At 53.9% G+C, this 23,146-nt stretch carries 18 protein-coding genes and 2 pseudogenes; 15 read left to right on the top strand and 5 right to left on the bottom strand.

The window, feature by feature from the left end; genetic code table 11:
- Positions 1 to 22: 22 nt before the first annotated feature.
- The 11 genes from OGY71_RS02970 (at position 23) to OGY71_RS02920 (ending at position 14,092) form a co-directional block, all read left to right on the top strand.
- Positions 23 to 2,134, top strand: a complete 2,112-nt coding sequence (locus OGY71_RS02970; RefSeq protein WP_063940849.1) for a hypothetical protein — start codon at positions 23 to 25, stop codon at positions 2,132 to 2,134.
- Positions 2,135 to 2,409: 275 nt separating this feature from the next.
- A complete protein-coding gene (gene dhaK, locus OGY71_RS02965) occupies positions 2,410 to 3,480 on the top strand; it encodes a dihydroxyacetone kinase subunit DhaK (RefSeq protein WP_003833521.1) in 1,071 nt (356 codons plus the stop codon).
- A gap of 11 nt (positions 3,481 to 3,491) precedes the next feature.
- Entirely contained in the window at positions 3,492 to 4,124 is a 633-nt protein-coding gene (dhaL, locus tag OGY71_RS02960) for a dihydroxyacetone kinase subunit DhaL (protein WP_020996617.1), read from the top strand.
- Positions 4,125 to 4,134: 10 nt separating this feature from the next.
- Positions 4,135 to 5,565, top strand: coding sequence for a dihydroxyacetone kinase phosphoryl donor subunit DhaM (gene dhaM, locus OGY71_RS02955; RefSeq protein WP_063940851.1), 1,431 nt, complete (start codon positions 4,135 to 4,137; stop codon positions 5,563 to 5,565).
- 170 nt (positions 5,566 to 5,735) lie between these two features.
- Positions 5,736 to 7,448: an alpha,alpha-trehalase gene (locus OGY71_RS02950; protein ID WP_286612812.1), complete on the top strand. Its 1,713-nt coding sequence runs from the start codon at positions 5,736 to 5,738 to the stop codon at positions 7,446 to 7,448.
- Between the two features lie 207 nt (positions 7,449 to 7,655).
- The gene (locus OGY71_RS02945; protein WP_286612810.1) at positions 7,656 to 8,678 is read left to right on the top strand and encodes an ABC transporter substrate-binding protein; all 1,023 of its coding nucleotides are present in this window, start codon (positions 7,656 to 7,658) and stop codon (positions 8,676 to 8,678) included.
- A gap of 26 nt (positions 8,679 to 8,704) precedes the next feature.
- On the top strand, positions 8,705 to 9,664 hold the full coding sequence (locus OGY71_RS02940; RefSeq protein ID WP_370613464.1) for a FecCD family ABC transporter permease: 960 nt from the start codon (positions 8,705 to 8,707) through the stop codon (positions 9,662 to 9,664).
- Entirely contained in the window at positions 9,661 to 10,422 is a 762-nt protein-coding gene (locus tag OGY71_RS02935; protein WP_003833537.1) for an ABC transporter ATP-binding protein, read from the top strand. The genes OGY71_RS02940 and OGY71_RS02935 overlap by 4 nt, the downstream gene beginning before the upstream one ends.
- A gap of 9 nt (positions 10,423 to 10,431) precedes the next feature.
- Positions 10,432 to 11,244, top strand: a complete 813-nt coding sequence (locus OGY71_RS02930) for a class I SAM-dependent methyltransferase (RefSeq protein ID WP_164562680.1) — start codon at positions 10,432 to 10,434, stop codon at positions 11,242 to 11,244.
- The gene (gene modD, locus OGY71_RS02925) at positions 11,241 to 12,098 is read left to right on the top strand and encodes a ModD protein (protein WP_267440926.1); all 858 of its coding nucleotides are present in this window, start codon (positions 11,241 to 11,243) and stop codon (positions 12,096 to 12,098) included. The genes OGY71_RS02930 and modD overlap by 4 nt, the downstream gene beginning before the upstream one ends.
- Before the next feature lie 23 nt (positions 12,099 to 12,121).
- Positions 12,122 to 14,092 (top strand): TonB-dependent receptor plug domain-containing protein, encoded by a 1,971-nt coding sequence (locus OGY71_RS02920; RefSeq protein ID WP_267440925.1) that lies wholly within the window; start codon positions 12,122 to 12,124, stop codon positions 14,090 to 14,092.
- A gap of 41 nt (positions 14,093 to 14,133) precedes the next feature.
- Here OGY71_RS02920 and OGY71_RS02915 read toward each other — a convergent pair whose 3' ends face one another.
- Positions 14,134 to 14,388 (bottom strand): GlsB/YeaQ/YmgE family stress response membrane protein, encoded by a 255-nt coding sequence (locus tag OGY71_RS02915; protein ID WP_003020908.1) that lies wholly within the window; start codon positions 14,386 to 14,388, stop codon positions 14,134 to 14,136.
- 201 nt (positions 14,389 to 14,589) lie between these two features.
- On the opposite strand from OGY71_RS02915, the gene ycgR reads away from it, so the two are divergent.
- Positions 14,590 to 15,324: a flagellar brake protein YcgR gene (gene ycgR, locus OGY71_RS02910; RefSeq protein ID WP_003833545.1), complete on the top strand. Its 735-nt coding sequence runs from the start codon at positions 14,590 to 14,592 to the stop codon at positions 15,322 to 15,324.
- A gap of 11 nt (positions 15,325 to 15,335) precedes the next feature.
- Here ycgR and emtA read toward each other — a convergent pair whose 3' ends face one another.
- Entirely contained in the window at positions 15,336 to 15,947 is a 612-nt protein-coding gene (gene emtA, locus OGY71_RS02905) for a membrane-bound lytic murein transglycosylase EmtA (RefSeq protein WP_003020914.1), read from the bottom strand.
- 98 nt (positions 15,948 to 16,045) lie between these two features.
- Between emtA and ldcA the strand changes: the two genes are divergently transcribed.
- Both ldcA and OGY71_RS02895 read left to right on the top strand, forming a co-directional pair.
- Positions 16,046 to 16,960, top strand: coding sequence for a muramoyltetrapeptide carboxypeptidase (gene ldcA / locus OGY71_RS02900; RefSeq protein WP_240389411.1), 915 nt, complete (start codon positions 16,046 to 16,048; stop codon positions 16,958 to 16,960).
- 97 nt (positions 16,961 to 17,057) lie between these two features.
- Positions 17,058 to 18,773 (top strand): annotated as a pseudogene (locus OGY71_RS02895) (potassium/proton antiporter); the annotation flags it as partial.
- On the opposite strand, the pseudogene OGY71_RS23265 reads toward OGY71_RS02895, so the two are convergent.
- From OGY71_RS23265 to OGY71_RS02885, 3 genes and pseudogenes are all read right to left on the bottom strand, one after another.
- A pseudogene (locus tag OGY71_RS23265) lies at positions 18,732 to 18,845 on the bottom strand (hypothetical protein); the annotation flags it as partial. The pseudogenes OGY71_RS02895 and OGY71_RS23265 sit on opposite strands and share 42 nt — an antisense overlap.
- A gap of 9 nt (positions 18,846 to 18,854) precedes the next feature.
- A complete protein-coding gene (dadX, locus tag OGY71_RS02890) occupies positions 18,855 to 19,925 on the bottom strand; it encodes a catabolic alanine racemase DadX (protein ID WP_240389410.1) in 1,071 nt (356 codons plus the stop codon).
- A 12-nt stretch (positions 19,926 to 19,937) separates the two neighbouring features.
- Entirely contained in the window at positions 19,938 to 21,236 is a 1,299-nt protein-coding gene (locus OGY71_RS02885) for a D-amino acid dehydrogenase (RefSeq protein WP_003833553.1), read from the bottom strand.
- 322 nt (positions 21,237 to 21,558) lie between these two features.
- Between OGY71_RS02885 and OGY71_RS02880 the strand changes: the two genes are divergently transcribed.
- On the top strand, positions 21,559 to 23,091 hold the full coding sequence (locus tag OGY71_RS02880; RefSeq protein ID WP_003833557.1) for a SpoVR family protein: 1,533 nt from the start codon (positions 21,559 to 21,561) through the stop codon (positions 23,089 to 23,091).
- Positions 23,092 to 23,146 lie beyond the last annotated feature (55 nt).

Below are 23,146 nucleotides of genomic sequence, written 5' to 3'. Positions count from 1 at the left end.
ACATTCATCGAAAGAGAATTATATGTTCGCATTCAATAATGCATGGCCGCTGTTTACTTTCGAGTTCAATCCGTCGCAGCGTGATGCACCGGCAGGCAGCCTACTGATCGGATTGGGCGACGGCAATGATACGGAAAGCCATAAGGGTGTCGCGCTCAATAACAAAGGATACCGTGCAGGTCACTACAATTCGGTGAGTGAACTGGTGGCAAATGCCGACGATCGTCAATGGTCTATATGGCGCAGTAAACTCTCAAGTGTCCAGGGAATACAACGAATCGTTATCGAAGATTTCTCTCTGGATACCTGTTTTACGCTGTTGCTGTTTTTGAACCATCTCGATGCCGCTGGTTCGCTGTCGCTATCAACACATCCGTGGCTGGAATACGTCACCGCATGGGAAAGCGGTATTTATCTGGACGGTGATGATACAACTCGTTCTGCCGCTTGCTTGTTATCCGCACTCGCGCATAGCAGCCTGTGCGAGCAATCCATGGATGATACTGTCGTTGTTCGCCACAACATGCTGGCCTGCCTTCGCCTGTTGAGCGATATGATGATAGCCAACCCAGACCCCACCGCAGGCATTATGCCCATGCACACGCAATGTTATGCAAGTGCGGTCGCAAGTCTGGCGTATGAGCAACAGATTTACCAACACGTGATCAAGCGTTCGGTTACCTGCCAACTCCTGCTGGATCTCGGCACAGGCCGGCGGCAAACGGTGGTTGATGCATTGTTTATTACCGAAACGCTCCCTTCTGGGATGTTGAAAATTCTCGCGCGCTGCGATAAAGAACGCAGTTGGACGCACAATGGATTTGGGTTGCTGGCCATTTATCGACCGCGAGAAGTGGGTACGGGAAATGATATCGTTATTTCGCTCAACCCGATTCAGGGGACACGCCTTGATGCCCTGTGGTCCGCTCTGGAACAACGTGAAGATGTGGCCTGGCAAGGACTACGCCCGCACGATACTCCGCGTTTTCTCGAAAGCTATCGCCTGGCCGGAAGCGATAAATTGATCCCAGGCGCACCGAACCAACCCTGGTACGACGATCAAGGCAGAATGACGCTAATTGCGGCACCGAAGCAGCTTGCGCCCGGAGAGCCCGGCTCGAAACTGACCTGGCAAAAAGACGTTTTGCCCGCAATCTGGGAAAATTATTTTACCCGTTATCTTGATAACGCCATTGTGCCAATAGCTTTACCCGAACTTGATTGCCGCACAAAAGGTAAATGCATTCGTGTCTATCAGCATCGCATCCCGGAGGGTGGTGATATTACGATCGTCCCGCTGATGCGAATGATCGATACCCCCACCTTTCATGCGTGGCTGGCAGCACAGAGCGATAGCACGCGCGTCGTTAGGAGTCCTGCGGATCTCCCCCCCACCAGCGAGTACCACTGCCAATGGTACAGCAATATTCTGGTTGTCGCTCACCGTCATGGCGTCACAATCTTCTGTCGCGAAGAAGAGGATAAACATCTGGCGATACTGATTAAAGCGGCCATTTCTGTAGCGGATGTAAGCCATGAGTATGAAAATTTTCTGGCGAACTCTGCCCAACAGATTGAACAGTGGCTCAAGGATCTGCTCGAGTCGCAGCAAAAACACAACCGAAAGGGAAAAATTCGTCGTCTATCTGACTGGTCCGAAATGATGCTGGAAACCAAAGCCCAGGCGCTAAAAGCCATGAATAAAGGTGCTTTAGTCGGCAACGATGCCCTACATAACCAGCTGAGTGAAGATCTCTCTCGGCAGTGGGGATTGTCTGAGCAACGTCAGGAGCTCATGACGCAGATAGAGCAATTGGATCAGCTCATGCGCCAGGCTATTAGTCAGCGTCAGGAAAAACGCCAACGTATTTACGGCGCACTGTTTTCTGCTTTAGCACTCGGCGCGGCGGCTAACCATATTTGGGAACCGATTAAAGAGATAAAAACAACAAACCTTTATGAATGGCAACTCATGCTATTCAAAGAGCAGCCAGCCCCAGCAATGGACAAGTTACAGGCGATTGCTGCAGATGCCGCGCGATATGAAGTCTATACCCTGGCTATTCTGCTAATTTTTGGTTTTATTGGTTTTATCTTGTTCTGGTTTTTCGATTTTAATGGCAAAGAAGAGTAAGGGATAACGTTTTACTCATGATGCCGTCAGCATAAACTTTGCCGCATCTCTCACTTCCGCTGTTTTATGCACCACCACGTTTCAATATGGAACATTAAAAGATGCTAATGTTCCGTATTGAAACGCCCTTCACAGCAATTTTCTTTTGCGTACCCGTGTGCAAAATTACCTTATCGGCAGCGAGCGGTCGCCGTGACGTTGAACCAACCGATACCCTACATCAGATGCCTGCCCGAATTTGGCAGCCATCCAGGACTGTCTGCGGAGCATAAATAATGAAAAAATTGATCAACCGTGTTGAAGACGTACTGAATGAACAACTCGCCGGACTGGCGAAAGCGTATCCTTCCCTGGCATTGCATCAGGATCCGGTATATGTCACCCGCGCAGATGCGCCGGTGATGGGCAAAGTGGCACTGCTTTCCGGTGGCGGCAGCGGACACGAACCTATGCACTGCGGCTACATTGGTCAGGGCATGCTCTCTGGCGCCTGCCCGGGTGAGATTTTTACCTCACCCACGCCGGATAAAATGTTCGAATGCGCCATGCAAATTGACGGTGGCGAAGGCGTGCTGCTGATAATCAAAAATTACACCGGCGACATTCTTAATTTCGAAACCGCTACCGAGCTGCTGCACGAAAGCGGTGTCAAAGTCACCACCATGGTGGTGGATGACGACGTGGCGGTGAAAGACAGTTTGTATACCGCCGGTCGACGTGGCGTGGCGAATACCGTATTGATCGAAAAACTGGTCGGCGCGGCCGCCGAACGTGGTGATTCGCTGGAAGCCTGTGCGGCGTTGGGCCGTAAGCTGAATAACCAGGGCCACTCCATTGGCATAGCCATTGGTGCCTGTACCGTTCCAGCCGCCGGACAACCGTCTTTCACGCTGCAGGATAACGAAATGGAATTTGGCGTAGGTATCCACGGGGAACCGGGCATAGACCGTCGCCCCTTCACCTCTCTCGATCAGACCGTTGATGAAATGTTCGATACCCTGCTGGAAAACGGTAACTACAGCCGTACACTCCGCCACTGGGACAACGTCCAGGGCGCGTGGCAGGAAGGTAAAGAAAGCAAGCGGGCGTTACAGAGTGGCGATCGCGTTATTGCGCTGGTCAATAATCTCGGCGCGACGCCGTTGTCTGAACTCTTCGGCGTATATAACCGCCTCGAAAGCCGTTGTCAGGATGCAGGCATTGTCATTGAGCGCAACCTGATCGGCTCTTACTGTACCTCTCTGGATATGACCGGTTTCTCGATCACCCTGTTACAGGTAGATGACGAAACGCTGAGCTTATGGGATGCACCGGTTCACACCCCTGCTCTCAACTGGGGTAAATAAGGAGATTTATGATGTCCCTCAACAGAACGCAAATTGTTAACTGGCTCTATCGTTGCGGCGAGATTTTCACCACAGAAAGTGATTTTCTCACCGGACTTGACCGGGAGATCGGCGATGCCGACCACGGTCTGAACATGCATCGTGGTTTCAGCAAAGTCGTTGAAAAGCTGCCGTCCATCGCAGACAAAGACATCGGCTTTATTTTGAAAAACACCGGTATGGTGCTGCTCTCAAGCGTCGGCGGGGCCAGTGGACCGCTGTTTGGCACCTTTTTTATTCGCGCCGCTCAGGTGACTCAGGCTCATCAAAGCCTGACGCTTGAAGAGCTGTATCAAATGATGCGTGATGGCGCAGAAGGTGTGATTAGCCGCGGTAAGGCTGAACCTGGCGACAAAACCATGTGCGACGTCTGGCTGCCAGTAGTCGAGTCCTTACGCCAGTCCTGCGAGCAGAAACTGAGTGTACAAGCAGCGCTGGAAGCGGCAAGCCAGCAAGCGGAAGCCGCAGCACAAAGCACCATCACCATGCAGGCTCGCAAAGGCCGTGCCAGCTATCTTGGTGAGCGCAGTATTGGGCATCAGGATCCCGGCGCAACGTCGGTGATGTTTATGATGCAAATGCTGGCTCAGGCGTCCAGAGAGTAAGGATAAAGCGATGGTAAACCTGGTTATTGTTTCTCACAGCGCCCAACTGGGCGAAGGCGTCGGTGCGCTGGCCCGGCAGATGTTAATGGGCGGTGATTGCAAAATCGCCATTGCCGCAGGCATTGATGATCCTGAGAATCCGATTGGCACCGATCCGATCAAGGTGATGGAAGCCATCGAGTCCGTGGCCGATACGGACCACGTGCTGGTGATGATGGATATCGGTAGTGCATTACTGAGTGCGGAAACCGCGCTGGAACTGCTCGACCCTGGCATTGCCGCCAAAGTGCGTTTGTGCGCAGCGCCACTGGTTGAAGGCACACTGGCCGCGACGGTTAGCGCCGCCGCGGGTGCTGATATCGATCGGGTCATCCGTGATGCCATGAACGCCCTCGACGCCAAATGTGAGCAACTGGGTTTACCTTCGCCATCCGCAGCGAAACCCGCATCTGCTGTACAGTCTCCCGATGCAGATGCCCGTTCTGTTGCCATTGTGGTGAAAAACCCTAACGGCATCCACGTTCGCCCGGCTTCGCGGCTGGTTTCCGCGTTGTCTGGTTTTAACGCCGACATGTGGCTGGAGAAAAACGGCAAGTGTGTGGTTCCTGATAGCCTGAATCAGATAGCTCTGCTGCAGGTTCGCTGTAATGACACGCTGCGCCTGATTGCCAAAGGCGAACAGGCAGAGGATGCGCTAGCCGCATTTAAACAGCTGGCAGCAGAGAATTTTGGTGAATCGCTCGAGTCCGCTAATGCTGATAACAAGGCAGCTCAGGCTCCCTCAAAAGTCACGGGGACGGCATTCTGTTACACGCCGTTCTCACCCGAGGTAAACCCGCAGTTAGCCGCATCACTCCAGGCTGAGCAGCAGCGATTACAGACCGCCATCCAAAGTACGCTGAACGATCTGAGCGAACTCACCGCACTTGCTGAAGAACGATATTCCGCAGATATCGCTGCCATCTTCTCCGGTCACCACACGCTGTTGGACGATCCTGAACTTTTTGAAATGGCCTGCGATGTAATGCGCGAAAAGCAGTGCAGCGCCGCCTGGGCCTGGCATCAGGTGCTGAGCGATCTCAGCCAGCAGTATTTACAGCTCGATGATCCTTATCTGCAGGCGCGATACATTGATATTGAAGATTTGCTGTCTCGTTCACTGCAGCATTTGACGGGAGAGAGCGCACAAATTCCCGCATTTTTGCGCCCCACTATCCTGGTCGCTGATGTCATTTATCCGTCTACGGTACTGCAACTCGATCCGAAGACCATCAAAGGTATCTGCCTGCGGGACGGCAGCGAAGCCTCGCATCCGGCGATTATCGCTCGTGAAATGGGTCTGTGCTGGATGTGTCAGCAAGGCGCGGCTCTCGATAGCATCAAGATGGGCGATACTCTGACCATTGACTGTGTCACACAGCGGATAACCCGCGCAAACTGATTCCGAAGCACACCCTTTCCAACAAAGGGTGTGCTTCTTCTCTATTCACGTCGGGAAATGTCTGTTTATTCGCAAAATGGGGAGCCGATCACGCGCAACGGTCATTCCTGAACTAAGGTTTTCTCATGGTAAGTGCCGCTACTTCGGCACGCCGCTAAGGAGATTAACCGATGATAACGCCAGCAACTCGCCATCCTGGCCTGCTCTCTGTTGCAATAAAACTGACGCTCGCAAGCACCTTTTTTGCCCTTTCCTCTTTTACCGTCAACGCCGAGGACGCACCAGCCGCTACGCCTGCGCCGCCTGATATTCTGCTTGGTCCCCTGTTTAACGATGTACAAACAGCCAAACTGTTTCCTGACCAGAAAACCTTTGCCGACGCGGTGCCAAACAGCGATCCATTAATGATCCTTGCCGATTACCGGATGCAGAAAAACCAGTCCGGATTCGACTTACGCCATTTTGTGCAAGTGAATTTCACCTTGCCGAAAGACGGCGAGAAATACGTGCCCCCGGCCGGGCAATCACTACGCGAACATATTGACGGACTGTGGCCAGTACTCACTCGTTCGACCACCACCGCTGAAAAATGGGATTCGCTGCTGCCGCTCCCGGAGCCGTATGTGGTACCAGGCGGGCGTTTTCGCGAAATATATTATTGGGACAGCTATTTCACCATGCTGGGGCTTGCCGAGAGCAATCACTGGGATAAAGTCTCGGACATGGTGGCAAACTTCGCTTACGAGATTGATTCCTGGGGACACATTCCTAACGGTAACCGCACCTACTACCTGAGCCGTTCGCAACCGCCGTTCTTTGCCTTTATGGTTGAACTGCTGGCGCAGCACGACGGGAATGATGCGCTGAAAAAATACCTCCCGCAGATGCTCAAAGAGTACAGCTACTGGATGGAGGGCATCGAAACACTCCAGCCCGGTCAGCAAAATAAGCGCGTGGTTAAACTGGATGACGGCACCATTTTGAACCGCTACTGGGATGAGCGCGATTCGCCTCGGCCAGAGTCGTGGGTAGAGGATATTGCCACCGCTAAAAGCAACCCAAACCGCCCGGCCACAGAAATCTACCGCGACCTGCGTTCAGCTGCCGCGTCCGGCTGGGATTTTAGTTCCCGCTGGATGGACAATCCTAATCAGCTGGGCACTCTGCGCACCACCAGCATCGTTCCGGTCGATCTCAATGCGTTGATGTACAAAATGGAAAAAATGATCGCCCTCGCCAGCAAGGCTGCCGGTGATGATGCCAAAGCGGCGCAGTACGATGGCTTCGCTAATGCCCGACAAAAAGGGATCGAGAAGTACCTGTGGAACGACAAAGAAGGCTGGTATGCCGACTACGATCTGAAAAGCCACAAAGTACGCAACCAGCTCACGGCTGCCGCCCTGTTCCCGCTATATGTCAATGCAGCGGCAAAAGATCGCGCCAGTAAAGTCGCCACGGCCACCCAGGCACATCTACTGCAACCGGGCGGCCTTGCTACCACGTCGGTGAAAAGCGGCCAGCAGTGGGATGCCCCCAATGGCTGGGCCCCGCTCCAGTGGGTCGCAGCATCCGGGTTACAGAATTACGGTCAGGATAACGTCGCCATGGACGTAACCTGGCGATTCCTCACCAATGTTCAACACACCTACGATCGCGAGAAAAAGCTGGTTGAGAAGTATGACGTGAGCACCACTGGAACCGGCGGTGGCGGCGGTGAGTATCCGTTGCAGGATGGTTTCGGCTGGACCAACGGCGTAACGCTGAAAATGCTCGACCTGATTTGCGCCAAAGAAAAGCCCTGTGACAACGTACCCACGTCGCGACCTACCCCTGCAAGTACAGCGCCAGTCGAGTCTAAAAAACAGACTCAACCGACGCCATAACGTCATTACATGAGTCGTTTTACACCCTGAATCCGCGCTTCGTCGCGGATTTTTCTGTCATATTTTTCGCCATTTAAGCTGTCTCTATCCCCTCTAGCCCTTATGGGGTATCCGGTGTTTTCATCCGTGAGAATTTGATTCTGAACATGTTTTTATTCGCTGTATATGTAAATATATAGCGATTTTGTAACCTTCAGGATACCGATAATGCCACTGACAAGACGGATGTTTGCCCAACTCGTGGCATCTGCACTGCTGCTACGCCATCTTCCCGCGTTTGCTCAAACGCCGCTGACCGTGGCCATTGGAGACTCTCCGAAGCCAGAGAAAACCCAACGCGTGGTCAGTGCTGGCGCGCCCGCTGACATGCTGCTGCTGGCCGTCGCACCGGAAAAAGTGGTGGGTTTTTCCTCCTTTGATTTCTCTCGCCAGACCGCCATTCCGTTTCACGACGATATTCGGACCTTGCCGAAACTCGGCAGGCTGGCGGGCCGCGCCAGCACGCTCTCGCTTGAAGCACTCCTGGCGCTCAAACCTGACCTGGTTATTGACTGCGGTAATGCCGATGAAACCTGGCTTTCTCAGGCCAGACAAGTGAGCGCACAAACACACATTCCCTGGCTGCTGATTAACGGCGAACTGCGCCATACCCCAGAACAGTTGCGCGCAGCCGGTGAAGCATTGGGCGTCGTCTCGCGTACCGCAATGCAGGCCGCACTGGCCCGTCGATTTATCGATGATGCGATGGCTTTCTCGCATACCCCCGCGGCGAATCTGCGTTTTTATGCCGCGCGCGGTGCCAGAGGACTGGAGACAGGTTTACAAGGTTCTCTGCATACCGAAGCGGCAGAACTGCTGGGGTTGCACAATGTGGCGCACATCCCCGGACGACAGGGGCTCACACAGGTCTCAATGGAAAATCTGCTCAGCTGGCAGCCGGATATTATCCTGGTACAGGATGCGGTGACAGCGCAGTTCCTACGAGAAGATCCGGTCTGGCAAGGAGTCAAAGCGGTTGCTGACCGGCGCATTCTGTTTCTCAGCGGTCTGCCGTTTGGCTGGCTGGATGCACCTCCCGGCATCAACCGTTTACTGGGGTTACGCCGCCTGCACGCCTGGCTTGATCCTCAGGTTAACGCGAGCTTTAAAGCTGATATGCAGCGCTACAGTGAATTGTTCTGGCACGCCACGCTAAGCGACGCACATTATCAAAGGTTGGTGGCAGTCTGATGAAAACATCAACCCTAGGTTTTCTGATGATTGCTGCGGTGGTGCTTTGCGCGAGCGTCGCCGCGGTATCAGGCGCGTATCACCTGGATGCACAGCAGGTTCTGAATCTCGTGGCCGGTACAGATGGCGTTCCAATGCAGGACAAAATCGTCTTCTGGCAAATCCGCCTGCCGCGCATACTGGCTGCATTGCTGCTCGGCGCGGCGCTGGCGGGCGCAGGAACCACCTATCAGGGCATGTTCCGCAACCCGCTGGTCTCGCCAGACATTCTCGGCGTGGCGGCGGGTGCGGGTTTAGGTGCCTGTTTAGCTATCCTGTTAGGTTTACCGATCCTGTTCATTCAGCTGTATGCGTTCATGGGCGGTTTATTCGTGGTCGCCGGTGTCTGGTTAATTACCCGGCGAGTCAAGCGACACGACCCGGTGTTAACACTGGTGCTGGTCGGGATTGCGCTGGGTACGGTATGCGGTGCGGGAATTTCACTCATCAAAACGCTGGCCGACCCGTATACCCAACTCCCCTCTATCACTTTCTGGCTGCTTGGCGGTTTATCGACGATCACGCTGCACGACCTGTGGTTCTCGGCACCGCTGATCTTCGCAGGACTCGTCCCGCTATTGCTGCTGCGCTGGCGCATGAACCTGCTCACCCTGTCGGATGATGAAGCACGATCGCTTGGGATCAACGTCTCGCGATTGCGGCTGGGACTGATCGTCTGCGCTACGTTAATCACCGCCTGTACCGTCGCCATCGCGGGCATTATCGGCTGGATTGGGCTGGTTGTACCGCACATCGGCAGACTCCTCAGTGGCAATAACCACCAGCAGTTGCTGCCAGTTTCCATGGGGATCGGCGCCATTTTGCTACTGCTCACCGATACTCTTGCCCGCACGCTGAGCAGCACAGAAATCCCGCTGGGGATCCTGACGGCATTTATTGGCGCACCGTTCTTTTTGCTACTTTTGCTACGGGGAAATCGCCCATGACGCTTCTGACCCTCCGCCATGCGTCGTTGGGATACCACAGTCACCAGCCCGTGTTACGCGATGTCTCATTTCAGGTTTCGCCCGGCTCCGTCTGTTGTCTGATTGGGGCCAACGGCAGTGGAAAAACCACCCTGATGCGCACCATTCTCGGCGTTCTTTCGCCGCTTCACGGTGACATTCTGCTTGATGGCGTCGCCATAAATCATCTCAGCGATCGGCAACGCGCCGCCGCTATCGCCTGGGTTCCTCAGGCACATGACGGCGCGTTTGCCTTCACTGCGCTGGACATGGTGATGATGGGGCTGGCCCCGCAATTGGCGGCATTTGCGGTTCCCGGCGCTAAAGAGCGTGAAAATGCGCACCAGCAGATGACGATGCTGGGAATCTCTCACCTGGCGCCCCGACGCTGGAACACGCTGAGCGGCGGAGAGCGGCAACTGGTGTTAATTGCCCGCGCGCTGGCGCAGCGTCCGCGTCTTTTGTTGCTGGATGAACCCGCTTCCAGCCTGGATTTTGGGCATCAAATCCGTCTGCTCGACACGCTGGTGACGCTGAAAAACTCGGGTATGGCCCTGCTGATGTCGACCCATCATCCGTTGCACGCCCGGGCAATCGCCGACAGCGTGGTACGCGTTGAACCGAACGGTGCAGTGTCGCAGGGGCTTCCTGAACAGCAGCTCGCCACCGATCGTCTGGCAGCGCTGTATCGCGTTACACCGTCACAAATCGCCCATCACCTCTTTGGCTCACACAACTAAGGAATAAGAATGCTCATTGACGACATTGATTTTGCCGATCTTTACCGTAAACAGTTACAGCTGGCGAAAAGAACAGAGAAAAAACCGGAGCACTGGGATAAGCGTGCGGAAAAAATGGCAGAGAATTGCGCCTCATTAACCGACAGCTATCTGCTACAGCTGTTGGGAAAAATCGACCTGAAAGGGGCGGAGTCGCTGTTTGATATGGGCTGCGGTCCCGGTACGGTTTCGCTGGCGTTGGCTAAAAAGATGCCAATAGTTTACGGAGTAGATTACAGCCAGGGAATGCTTGGCGTAGCTGCCCGCCGCGCTGCGCAAATGAACGCCCGTCACGTGCAGTGGGTGCAGCGGGCCTGGGAGGAACACTGGGATGATTTACCCCAGTGCGATATCGCCGTCGCTTCGCGCTCTACGCTGGTTGCCGATATGCGCCAGGCGATGACCAAACTGAATAATCAGGCCCGACTGCGGGTTTACACCACTCATCTCGTCAGTTCATCTTTCGTTTCCCCCACAATTCAGCGTGCACTGGGCCGCGAAGTGATTGAGCTTCCCAACTATATCTATGCGCTTAATGTCCTGTATCAGATGGGGATCCACGCGCATGTTGATTTTATCCGCGGACCCAACTGCCAGCAGGACAACAGTACCTGGACGCGTTTTCTGGAAAACGTGCGCTGGAGTATGGGTGAACTGAGCGCCGACGAGGTCGAACGTCTGGAAACCTGGTATCAACAGCAGGATCCACGCACGATTGCCCCCGCCAGCCGTGACTGGGCGCTTATCTGGTGGGACAGCGTTCCGCGGGAGGCACTGCAATGATCTACTTTTCGCAGGCGCAAACCGACGCGCTGCTGCTGGAAGATATTCAGGGCGGCGACCTGACTACCCGCGCGTTGGGTATTGGCGCACAGCCGGGCGTTATGGAATTTTACCATCGCCAGGGCGGGTGCGTTAGCGGCACCGCCGTTGCCAGGCAAATGCTCGCCTCATTAGGGCTGACCATCAGCGACATGGTTGCCGATGGTGAACAGGTAAGTGCAGGACAGCGATTGATTTGCGCACATGGGAATGCGGCGGCGCTGCATCAGGGCTGGAAAGCGGTACAAAATGTCCTGGAATGGAGCTGCGGGGTTTCGGGCTATCTTGAGAGCATGTTGAGCCAACTGCGCCAACGCTATCCTGATGGGCAGATTGCCTGCACCCGCAAAGCCATTCCCGGCACACGTTTGTTGGCGACTCAGGCAATACTCGCCGCGGGAGGCATTATCCATCGCGGAGGCTGCGCCGAAACGGTGCTGCTGTTTGCTAATCACCGCCATTTTCTTACCAACCCAAACGACTGGGCCGGCGCGATTGCGCGCTTACGCAGCCATGCGCCAGAAAAAAAGATCGTGGTTGAAGCAGATACGCCAGATGAGGCATTAGCCGCGCTACGCGCCGCGCCCGATGTCCTGCAACTCGACAAATTTACCCCTAAGCAAGCAACAGAAATTGTCCGCCAGGCCCCTTCTCTGGCCCCCCATTGCACGCTGGCGCTGACTGGCGGCATTACCCTCGCCTCGCTGGCGAGTTATCTCGACTGTGGCATCAGACTTTTCATCACTTCCGCGCCTTACTACGCTCCGCCTGCGGATATCAAAGTAAGCCTGAGCCCGGACGCACGTGGCATATAACATTAATAAATGGACTAAAAATAATGAATTTCAACAAAAGTTGTCTTTACACAGCCCTGTCGTTTGCTTTCGCGCACAGTGCTTTTGCTGGGCAGGAAAGCGAAACCATGACCGTCTGGTCAAGCCCGGCCTCCGCGGCAACCACTACGGTTCTCGGCCAGGAAACGATGCAGCAACTGGATAAGCAAAACGTGGCGCAGGCGCTGAGCGTTGTCCCCGGCGTCGTGCTGCAAAAGTCAGGCAACCGCAATGAGCAGCAGGTGAAAGTCCGCGGTTTTGACAGCCGTCAGGTTCCCGTCTATTTTGACGGCGTGCCGGTATACATCCCCTATGACGGCAACCTCGATTTAGGCCGTTTTCTAACCTCCGATATCGCTTCGGTTGAAGTCTCCAAAGGCTACTCGTCTCTGCTACAAGGGCCGAACCAGATGGGCGGCGCCATCAATATCACCACCAAAAGACCTACCAAACCGGTTGAAGGCAGCATTGGCTATCGCCAGGGCTGGAGTCGTAGCAAAGACAACGCCCACGATATGCATGCTTCATTTGGCGCCAGCAACGATCTCGGTTACATCCAGCTCAGCGGCAGTCAGTTGAAGCAGGAATTCCTTGGCCTACCGCATGGCGTGGACAACCCTATTGCGGGCAACAACGGCAAGATGATCAACTCCTCTGCCGATGACAAACGCGGCATCGTGAAGCTGGGCTTTACCCCACGTGGTGATGACGAATATGTGCTGACCTATATTAATCAGGACGGTGAAAAAGATAACCCTCCGTACGCTGGAACCAGCAGTCAGAAATCACGCTACTGGCAATGGCCACAGTACGATAAAGAGAGCTATTACTATCAGGGCACTACCCATCTGGGCGATCGTTTTACCCTGAAAAGCCGTCTGTATCGCGACACATTTGAAAATACGTTGATGATGTACAACTCGCTTGCCGATCTGAAAAACAAAAAAGGCAGCTACAGTCATTATTCAGACTATAGCGATGGGGCTGGTCTGCAGCTCGCTGCGGATATGCGTGAAAACGACCAGCTCTCTTTCGCGGTGAACTGGAAGGATGATGTTCACCGCGAGAAAGGCGCACCTAATGCGTCTTACGACCGTTACGAAGACCGCACCTGGTCCGTTGCCAGCGAATACCAGTGGGCAGCGGCGGATAATGTCGATGTAGTGGCGGGAATAAGCTATGACTGGCGCGACAGTCTGGAAGGCATGAAGCACGAGAAAAATGGCAGCGTCACCCACTATGATGACAACAATCAGTCGGCCTTCAACTGGCAGATGATGACCAAATATCACTTTGAAAATTCAGACACATTAGCGCTGTCCTACTCTGACAGAACGCGTTTCCCGACGTTGAAAGAGCGCTACACAACCTCGAAACCGGCCTATAACCAGGTGGCGCTGGTCAATCCGCAGCTTAAACCGGAACGCGCCCGCAGCGTGGATCTGACCTGGAATGGTTCACTTGGCAAAGACTGGGGATTCGAAGCCAGCGTCTATTACAACCGCATCAGCGATGCCATTCTTTCGCACAATATTGATGCCGATACCATCCAGAATCAGAACAGCGGCCGGGTGGATTACACCGGTCTGGATGCAGGCGTTAAAGGTAAAGTCTTTGATATGCTGGATGTTGGGCTGAGCTATGGCCTGATTCATGCGGATGTCAAACGCAGCGACATCGGCAAAATAACCGATTTGCCGACGCAAACCCTCACCGCATGGATGACGCTGAAACCGTGGGATCCGCTGAGCATTACGCTGTCTGAAGAGGCCCGCTCATCGAGCTATAGCAATAGCGACGGCTCGCAGAAAGCCGCAGGTTTCGCCATTACCCATTTACGCGCCGACTACGCCATCGGTCACGGGTTTAGCGTCAACGCTTCGGTCAATAACCTGTTCGATACACAATACGTGTACAGCGAAGGATTTATCGAAGAAGGCCGTAATTACTGGGCTGGGATTGAGTACCAGTTCTGACTTAGCCATATAGAGAAACGGCCCCCACAGGGGCCGTTCGATTAATCTCGTCGTACAAGCCGGAAGACACCCAGCACAACAATCGCGCCGACCACGGCCACCAGGAAGCTGTGGAGATTAAACCCGCTGACATCGCCGCCAATACCAAACATCGTTGCCAGCCATCCACCGACCACAGCACCGACGACACCCAGAATACAGGTCAGGATAAATCCCCCGCCATCGCGCCCCGGCATAATCAGTTTGGCGATAACCCCCGCAATCAGACCAAAAATAATCCAGGCAATAATTCCCATTTTCAGGCCCTCTTTCCAGTGAACGCACGCGCAAGACATTCCTGCGCCAGCACTTAAAGTATAGGCAAGCCGTCGCGACATGCTTTTATCACGCAGACTTAATTCATTGGGTTTGGTAAAAAATTTCATCCATTTGTATTAAGTTCCGTCGATTGATGCCGATAACCCAACGACAAACCAGGCATCCAGGAGTCATTAGGTGTGAGTAACTACAATGAGCAGTTCCTGAAGCAAAATCCGTTAGCGGTGTTAGGTGTACTTCGGGACTTAAAGTCGCAGCAGGTTCCACTGCGTATCTCCTGGTCGGGCGGCCAGTTCATCAGCAAAGTTCTGGCCGTCAGCCCGGACGAGCTGGTCATGGATTTTGGCAGCCAGGAATATGAAAACCAGGCCGTACAGCGGGCCAGCCAGATCTCGATTATCGCCGAAACGCAGGGAGCCAAAGTAGAATTCACCCTGCCACAGCTGAAAAAAGGCGAGTATCAGCAACTGCCGGCGTTTATTTCATCCTTGCCGCCTTCTCTGTGGTTTGTGCAGCGTCGCGAATATTTCCGCATCGGCGCTCCGCTGCATCCTCCCTATCGCTGCACGGCAAAAATGCCGGACAACAGCACGCTGTGCTTTCGCTTATTCGATTTATCGCTTGGCGGTATGGGCGGGCTGTTAGAAACGGCAAAACCAGAAGGACTGGTAGAAGGTATACGCTTCGCGCAGGTTGAACTGAATATGGAGCAATGGGGGGTGTATCACGTTGACGCCCAGCTCATTTCCATTAGCGAGCGCAAAGTTATCGACAGCAAAAACGAAACCATTACCACTCCCCGCCTGAGCTTTCGTTTTCTCAACGTCGGCCCGGCGGTGGAGCGGAACTTACAGCGGATTATTTTTTCCCTTGAACGCGAGGCCCGGGAAAAATCGAATAAGGTGCGCGAGTAAACTCACACGAACTACATCACATCCAGCGCTTGTTGAAGCTTCCAGATATAGCGCGGGGCCTGCGGCGCCGGATGATTGTCCGCAACATGTTCAATAAATTCATCCGGGCTGAGATCGTTGATCTTATTGATGGCTTTCTTCCTGTCGGAAGAGAACGTTCGCAGCAATGCGCCCGCGCCGTTGGCGTACGATACTACCAGCGCATACTGCATCACCTGCGGATCTTCAATCCCTGCCAGCGGCCCGGTTTCGAGAATACTCAGGTATGCGGCCCCCATGGAGATATTGCGTTCGGGGTTTTTCAACTCGCTGGTCGACGGCTCTCCGCTCCAACCCATGCGGCGATAAACATCGCGTCCTGAAGTTGAGGCTTTCAACTGCATCAGACCAATCGCATTGGACTTACTGACCGCATTCGGATTTCCGCCTGATTCAATGGCAATAATAGCGGTAATCAATTGTGGACTGACACCCCAGGCCGCACCGGCTTTTTCACTGATCGGCATCCATTGCATTGCGCGTTTAACCGGAACTTCAGCATTCCACGGCGGGTTTTTGTAATCATGTTTTGAACTACAGCCCGCAAGTAATACAACCAAAAAAGCAAACCATCTCAATTTCACGTCATCTATCCTTATAGCCGGAACCTGTCGCTGAGGTGACAACGACATACCTACGCGGCATGATATACATTTGGTTTTAGTTGTAGCAAGGAAATGCCATGTCCCGGTTTCACTTAATTGCCCCGTCGGGCTACTGTATCAATCAGCAGGCTGCCTTACGTGGGCTTGCGCGTCTTATTGAGGCCGGTCATCAGGTCGACAATTCAGCAGTCATTGCGCGCCGCTGCCAGCGTTTTGCAGGTACAGAGGCAGAAAGGCTTGCTGATGTTAACTCGCTCGTTAATCTGAAAACCCCCGATACTATTGTGATGGCGGTACGCGGCGGCTATGGCGCGAGCCGTTTACTGGCAGAAATTGACTGGCAGGGGCTGGCAGCCCGCCAGCAACAAGATCCGTTGCTGCTGTGCGGACACAGCGATTTTACGGCGATCCAGTGTGGTCTGCTGGCACAGGGGAATGTGATTAGCTTCAGCGGCCCGATGCTGGCGGCGAACTTCGGCGCCGAAGAAATGAACGCATTCACCGAGTACCATTTCTGGCAGGCTTTGCGTAATGCCCAATTTACCCTCGAATGGCAGGGTGAGGGTCCGCAGTGCGCAACTGAAGGTACACTGTGGGGCGGAAATCTGGCGATGATCATTTCGCTGATGGGTACACCGTGGATGCCGGCTATCAAAAACGGCATTTTGGTGCTGGAAGACATTAACGAGCATCCATTCCGTGTCGAGCGTATGCTGCTGCAGCTGTACCACGCCGGAATACTGGCCCAGCAAAACGCCATTATTCTTGGCAGTTTTAGCGGTAGCGCACCCAATGATTACGATGCCGGTTACAATCTTGATTCAGTTTGTGATTTTCTGCGCGCCAGATTATCAGTACCGTTGATCTGCGGCCTCGATTTTGGCCATGAACAACGCACTGTCACCTTGCCTTTGGGAGCCAATGCGGTGCTGAAAAATGATAAAAACGGCACTCAGCTCACCTTAAGTGGGCATCCGGTACTAAAATCGTAAAAAAAGCGGCTAATAGGGCTAAGTAAAACGCTGTTTCTGTCGTTATTATGGTAGGGTTTATTAATACGAAACAGCGTAATTCAGGAGTAACCGAACGTTGGATGCCGCAGCAATTATTAGCCTTTTTATTTTGGGTTCCGTTCTCGTCACCTGCAGTATCTTACTCAGTTCATTCTCATCACGTCTCGGTATCCCAATTCTGGTGATATTTCTCGCTATCGGTATGTTAGCGGGCGTGGATGGTATAGGCGGCATACCTTTCGATAACTATCCATTCGCCTACATGGTGAGTAACCTGGCACTGGCGGTTATCCTGCTCGACGGCGGGATGCGCACCCAGGCCAGCTCTTTTCGCGTTGCGTTAGGCCCGGCGCTATCGTTGGCGACGGTCGGTGTGCTGATTACTTCCGGACTCACCGGCATGATGGCCGCGTGGCTGTTTCATCTGGATCTTATCGAAGGACTCCTGATTGGCGCGATTGTTGGTTCAACCGACGCCGCGGCGGTCTTTTCCCTGCTTGGCGGTAAGGGGCTTAACGAACGCGTTGGCTCTACGCTGGAAATTGAATCCGGCAGTAATGACCCGATGGCCGTGTTTTTGACCATCACGCTCATCGCCATGATCCAAAACCACGAGACCGGTTTAAGCTGGATGTTCGCGGTGCACATTATCCAGCAGTTTGGCTTAGGCATCATTATCGGTCTTGGCGGTGGATATATGCTCCAGCAGATGATTAACCGCATTTCGCTGCCTGCCGGACTGTATCCGCTATTGGCGTTAAGCGGTGGGATCCTGATTTTTGCCCTGACCACTGCGCTGGAAGGCAGCGGTATTCTGGCGGTTTATCTGTGTGGTTTCCTGCTGGGTAATCGCCCTATTCGCAACCGGTTTGGCATTCTGCAAAACTTCGACGGTCTGGCCTGGCTGGCGCAAATCGCCATGTTCCTGGTGCTCGGACTGCTGGTTACGCCATCCGACCTGCTGCCTATCGCAATCCCGGCACTGATTTTGTCTGCGTGGATGATATTCATTGCCCGCCCGCTTTCGGTCTTCGCGGGACTGCTGCCGTTTCGTGGCTTTAATTTGCGCGAGCGCATTTTCATCAGTTGGGTGGGTCTGCGCGGTGCGGTACCCATCATCCTCGCCGTCTTCCCAATGATGGCGGGTCTGGAGAACGCGCGCCTGTTCTTTAACGTCGCCTTCTTCGTGGTACTTATCTCGTTGCTGTTTCAGGGAACGTCGCTTTCATGGGCTGCTAAAAAAGCCAAAGTGGTGGTCCCTCCCGTCGGCTGGCCCGTGTCGCGCATTGGTCTGGATATTCATCCGGATAACCCGTGGGAGCAGTTTGTTTATCAGCTCAGCGCGGATAAGTGGTGTGTGGGCGCCGCACTGCGCGACCTGCATATGCCGGAAGAAACGCGAATAGCCGCCCTGTTTCGTGACAACGTGCTGTTTCACCCCTCCGGCAGTACGCGTCTTCGCGAAGGCGATGTATTGTGTGTTATTGGCCGCGAGCGCGATCTCCCGGCTCTTGGCAAGCTGTTCAGCCAGTCGCCACCTGTGTCGTTAGACCAGCGCTTCTTCGGTGATTTTATTCTTGAAGCCAGCGCAAAATATGCCGATGTGGCGCTGATTTATGGCCTGGATGATGGCACCGAATATCGTGATAAGCAACAAACGCTGGGTGAAATTGTCCAGCATCTGCTTGGTGCCGCGCCGGTCGTCGGTGACCAGGTGGAATTCGCTGGTATGATCTGGACTGTGGCCGAGAAAGAAGATAATGCAGTGCTGAAGGTTGGTGTTCGCGTTGCTGAAGATGAGGATGAGTAAAGCGGATGTTTTTGCCGGGTGGCGGCTGCGCCTTACCCGGCCTACAAAATGCACTAAATAAAGTTACACCGTCACAACTGGCACGCGCAGCGCCAGAGAACACATTAACTCGTAGCCTACCGTACCTGCGGCGGTGGCCACATCGTCAATTTTAATCTCTTTGCCCCACAGCTCTACCGGCGTCCCGATCCCTGCCTGCGGGCACGGTGTCAGATCTACCGCCAACATATCCATTGAGACTGTCCCCACCGTCCCGGTACGTACACCATCCACCAGCACAGGCGTTCCGCTTGGCGCATGGCGTGGATAACCGTCTGCATAGCCGGTCGCTACAATGCCAATGCGCTGCTCGCCGCTGGCAGTGTAACGTCCACCGTAGCCCACCCGATCGCCAGCTTTCAGCGTTTGTATTCCGATTATCTCGCTGCTCAAAGTCATCACTGGCTTCAGGCCGGTGTTAGCGATGTCTCGCCATTGTCCCGAAGGCGATGCGCCATACAAAATAATGCCCGGACGAACCCAGTCATAATGCGCTTCAGGGTGCCACAGCGTGGCGGCCGAATTCGACAGCGATCGTCTGCACTCCAGCCCTTCAGTTGCCTGCGCAATACGCGCCATAGCTTCCTGAATACCTTCCGGGTGCTCCGCATCGGCAAAATGCGACATCAGCGTCATTTCACCGACGTTGGGCATCGACCGCAGCTGTTGCCAGACCGTGGGAACTCTTTCCGGTAAAAACCCAAGCCGGTTCATACCACTGTTCACCTTCAGGTAAACATCGAGCGGCGCCTTCAGGCGCGCATTCTGCAATGCTTTTAGCTGCCAGTTACTGTGTACACAGGTGGTTAGTCGATAATTGTCATATACAGTCAGGTCTTCAGCGTGGAAAAAACCCTCCAGCATGAGTATCGGGCCTTTCCATCCACGCTCGCGTAGGGTTATCGCCTCTTCAAGATTGAGCATGGCAAAACCATCGGTTGTGCCCAACGCATTCCAGACGCGTTCAATACCGTGTCCATACGCATTGGCTTTTACCACCGACCAGACGCGGGCGTCCGGCGCGGCCTGGCGGGTAATGGTCAGATTTTGTTTCAACGCCTGCAGGTCAATGCTGGCCAGTATCGGGCGGGTCATCTCACGTCCTTATCAGTTATGTGCGCCATGTAAATGCCGTGGACGAGAGGGGGTAAACCCCGGACTGTAACGCGCCACGCTCAGATCGTCATAAGGTATGGCTGGCGTGCGGCCAGAAAGGATATCGCTCAGCAGCTGACCGGAGCCGCAGGCCATGGTCCAACCCAGCGTGCCGTGGCCGGTATTGAGCAGCAGATTCTTAAAGCGGGTGCGCCCCACCACCGGCGTTCCGTCCGGCGTCATCGGACGCAGTCCGGTCCAGAAGGTTGCCTGCTCCACATGGCCGCCGCGCGGGAAGAGATCGCGTACGACCATTTCCAGCGTTTCACGACGAGGTTGTAGCAGTTCTGTATTAAAGCCGACAATCTCCGCCATACCGCCTACGCGAATACGATTGTCAAAGCGGGTAATAGCGATTTTGTAGGTTTCATCAAGGATAGTAGAAACCGGCGCACCGTCATCTTGCGCCACCGGAATGGTCAACGAATAGCCTTTGAGCGGATAGACCGGGATATCAACGATCCCTTTCAGCATTGCCGTGGAGTACGAACCAAACGCCATCACATAGGCATCGGCTTTAACTATCTCTTCGCCGCACTGGACGCCATAAATCTGCTCACCATCGCTCAGCAGCTTATCGACCGGGGTATTAAAGCGAAACTTAACGCCTGCCTGCTCCGCCATCTGCGCCAGACGCTGGGTAAACAGCTGGCAGTCGCCGGTTTCATCATTCGGTAAGCGCAGACCACCGGTCAGTTTGTGCGCCACTTCTGCCAGTGCGGGTTCGACTTCCGCCAGACGGTTTGCTTCTAGCAGTTGATATGGCACGCCAGCGTCTTCGAGCACGGCGATGTCGCGAGTGGCGTTCTCATACTGTTGGGCAGTACGGAAAAGTTGCAGGGTTCCGCCCTGACGTCCTTCGTACTCGATACCGGTAGAGGCGCGCAGCGCTTTCAGGCAATCACGGCTGTATTCCGCCAGCCGCACCATGCGTCCTTTATTTTCCATATAGTGGCTGGTGTCGCAGTTGCGCAGCATCTGCCACATCCATTTCAACTGGAACTGGGTTCCGTCAAGACGGACGGCCAGCGGAGCGTGGCGCTGAAACATCCACTTAATTGCTTTTAGCGGTACGCCTGGTGCCGCCCATGGTGCTGCATAACCTGGAGAGATTTGCCCCGCGTTCGCCGCACTGGTTTCCAGTGCCGGACCGGGCTCACGATCAATGACGGTGACATCGTGTCCAGCCTGACTTAAGTACCAGGCGCTGGTCACGCCAACGACACCACTTCCCAGTATGACAACTCGCATAGCCACTCCGTTAACAGTAAAAGAACAATCATCTAATTACATCTTGATAACTCAGTTGAAAATATTATTCAACATATGGCTTTTTTATGGTGACTTACCTCACATATAGCGGTGATGGCTGGGGACTCTCCGCTTTGGCATCTCCTGCTGTGCGTTATTTTTATCCAGCATAAAATTTTGCGGCCATGCCATTTTTCGACGCCTCGCTAACGTGAAATCGCAAAGAAAAAATTTCTGCCGCAGCACGTTTTTTAACACCATGATCTATGCTTGACATGAGGTACTCCAGACAGAGAGTGCCGCCAACAATGAGGGTGCGCGAATGGCTACGATTGATTCCATGAACAAGGACAGCACACGGTTAAGCGATGGACCCGACTGGACGTTTGATCTGCTGGATGTCTATCTGGCAGAGATAGACCGCGTGGCGAAACTCTACAGACTGGACACCTACCCGCACCAAATCGAGGTGATCACCTCCGAACAGATGATGGACGCTTACTCCAGCGTCGGGATGCCGATCAACTATCCTCACTGGTCGTTTGGTAAAAAGTTTATTGAAACCGAGCGCTTGTATAAGCATGGTCAGCAGGGACTGGCCTATGAGATTGTTATCAACTCCAATCCGTGTATCGCGTATCTGATGGAGGAGAACACCATCACCATGCAGGCGCTGGTGATGGCGCATGCCTGCTACGGACACAACTCCTTCTTCAAAAACAACTACCTGTTCCGAAGCTGGACGGATGCCAGTTCCATTGTCGATTACCTGATCTTCGCGCGAAACTATATAACCCAGTGTGAAGAGCGTTACGGCGTGGATGAAGTCGAAAAGCTGCTCGACTCCTGCCATGCGCTGATGAACTACGGCGTTGACCGTTACAAACGCCCGCAAAAAATCTCCCTACAGGAAGAGAAAGCCCGTCAGAAAAGCCGTGAAGAGTATCTGCAAAGCCAGGTGAATATGTTGTGGCGCACGCTGCCGAAGAAAGAGGAAGAGAAAACTGTGGCGGAAGCCCGGCGTTATCCCTCTGAGCCACAGGAAAACCTGCTGTACTTCATGGAGAAGAACGCCCCGCTGCTGGAGTCCTGGCAACGCGAAGTGCTGCGCATTGTACGCAAGGTCAGCCAGTATTTTTATCCGCAGAAACAGACGCAGGTGATGAACGAAGGCTGGGCCACTTTCTGGCATTACACCATCCTGAACCACCTTTATGATGAGGGTAAAGTCACCGAGCGGTTTATGCTGGAGTTTCTGCATAGCCATACCAATGTGGTATTTCAGCCGCCCTACAACAGCCCGTGGTATAGCGGGATAAACCCTTATGCCCTGGGGTTTGCCATGTTCCAGGATATCAAACGTATTTGTCAGTCGCCGACCGAGGAGGACAAATACTGGTTCCCGGACATAGCGGGTTCTGACTGGCTGGAAACCCTGCATTTCGCGATGCGCGATTTCAAAGATGAGAGCTTTATCAGCCAGTTCCTGTCACCAAAGGTGATGCGTGATTTCCGTCTGTTCACCGTGCTGGATGACGATCGTCACAACTACCTGGAGATATCTGCGATTCATAATGAGGAAGGATATCGTGAGATCCGCAACAGGTTGTCGTCGCAATACAACCTCAGCAACCTGGAGCCGAATATTCAAATCTGGAACGTCGATCTGCGTGGCGACCGTTCGCTCACCTTACGCTACATTCCGCATAACCGCGCGCCGCTGGATAAAGGACGCAAAGAAGTGCTCAAGCACGTACACCGGCTTTGGGGTTTTGACGTGATGCTGGAGCAACAGAATGAAGATGGCAGCGTGGAGCTGTTGGAGCGTTGCCCGCCAAGGATGAACGGTCTGTAAATCTTATTACCGGAGGCGGTGTAAACACCATATCCGGCCTACGAAGTGCACGTAT

The sequence above is a fragment of the Citrobacter sp. Cpo109 genome (assembly GCF_030332565.1).
Classification (GTDB): domain Bacteria; phylum Pseudomonadota; class Gammaproteobacteria; order Enterobacterales; family Enterobacteriaceae; genus Citrobacter; species Citrobacter portucalensis.
This window is presented reverse-complemented; position numbering and strand designations above follow the sequence as displayed.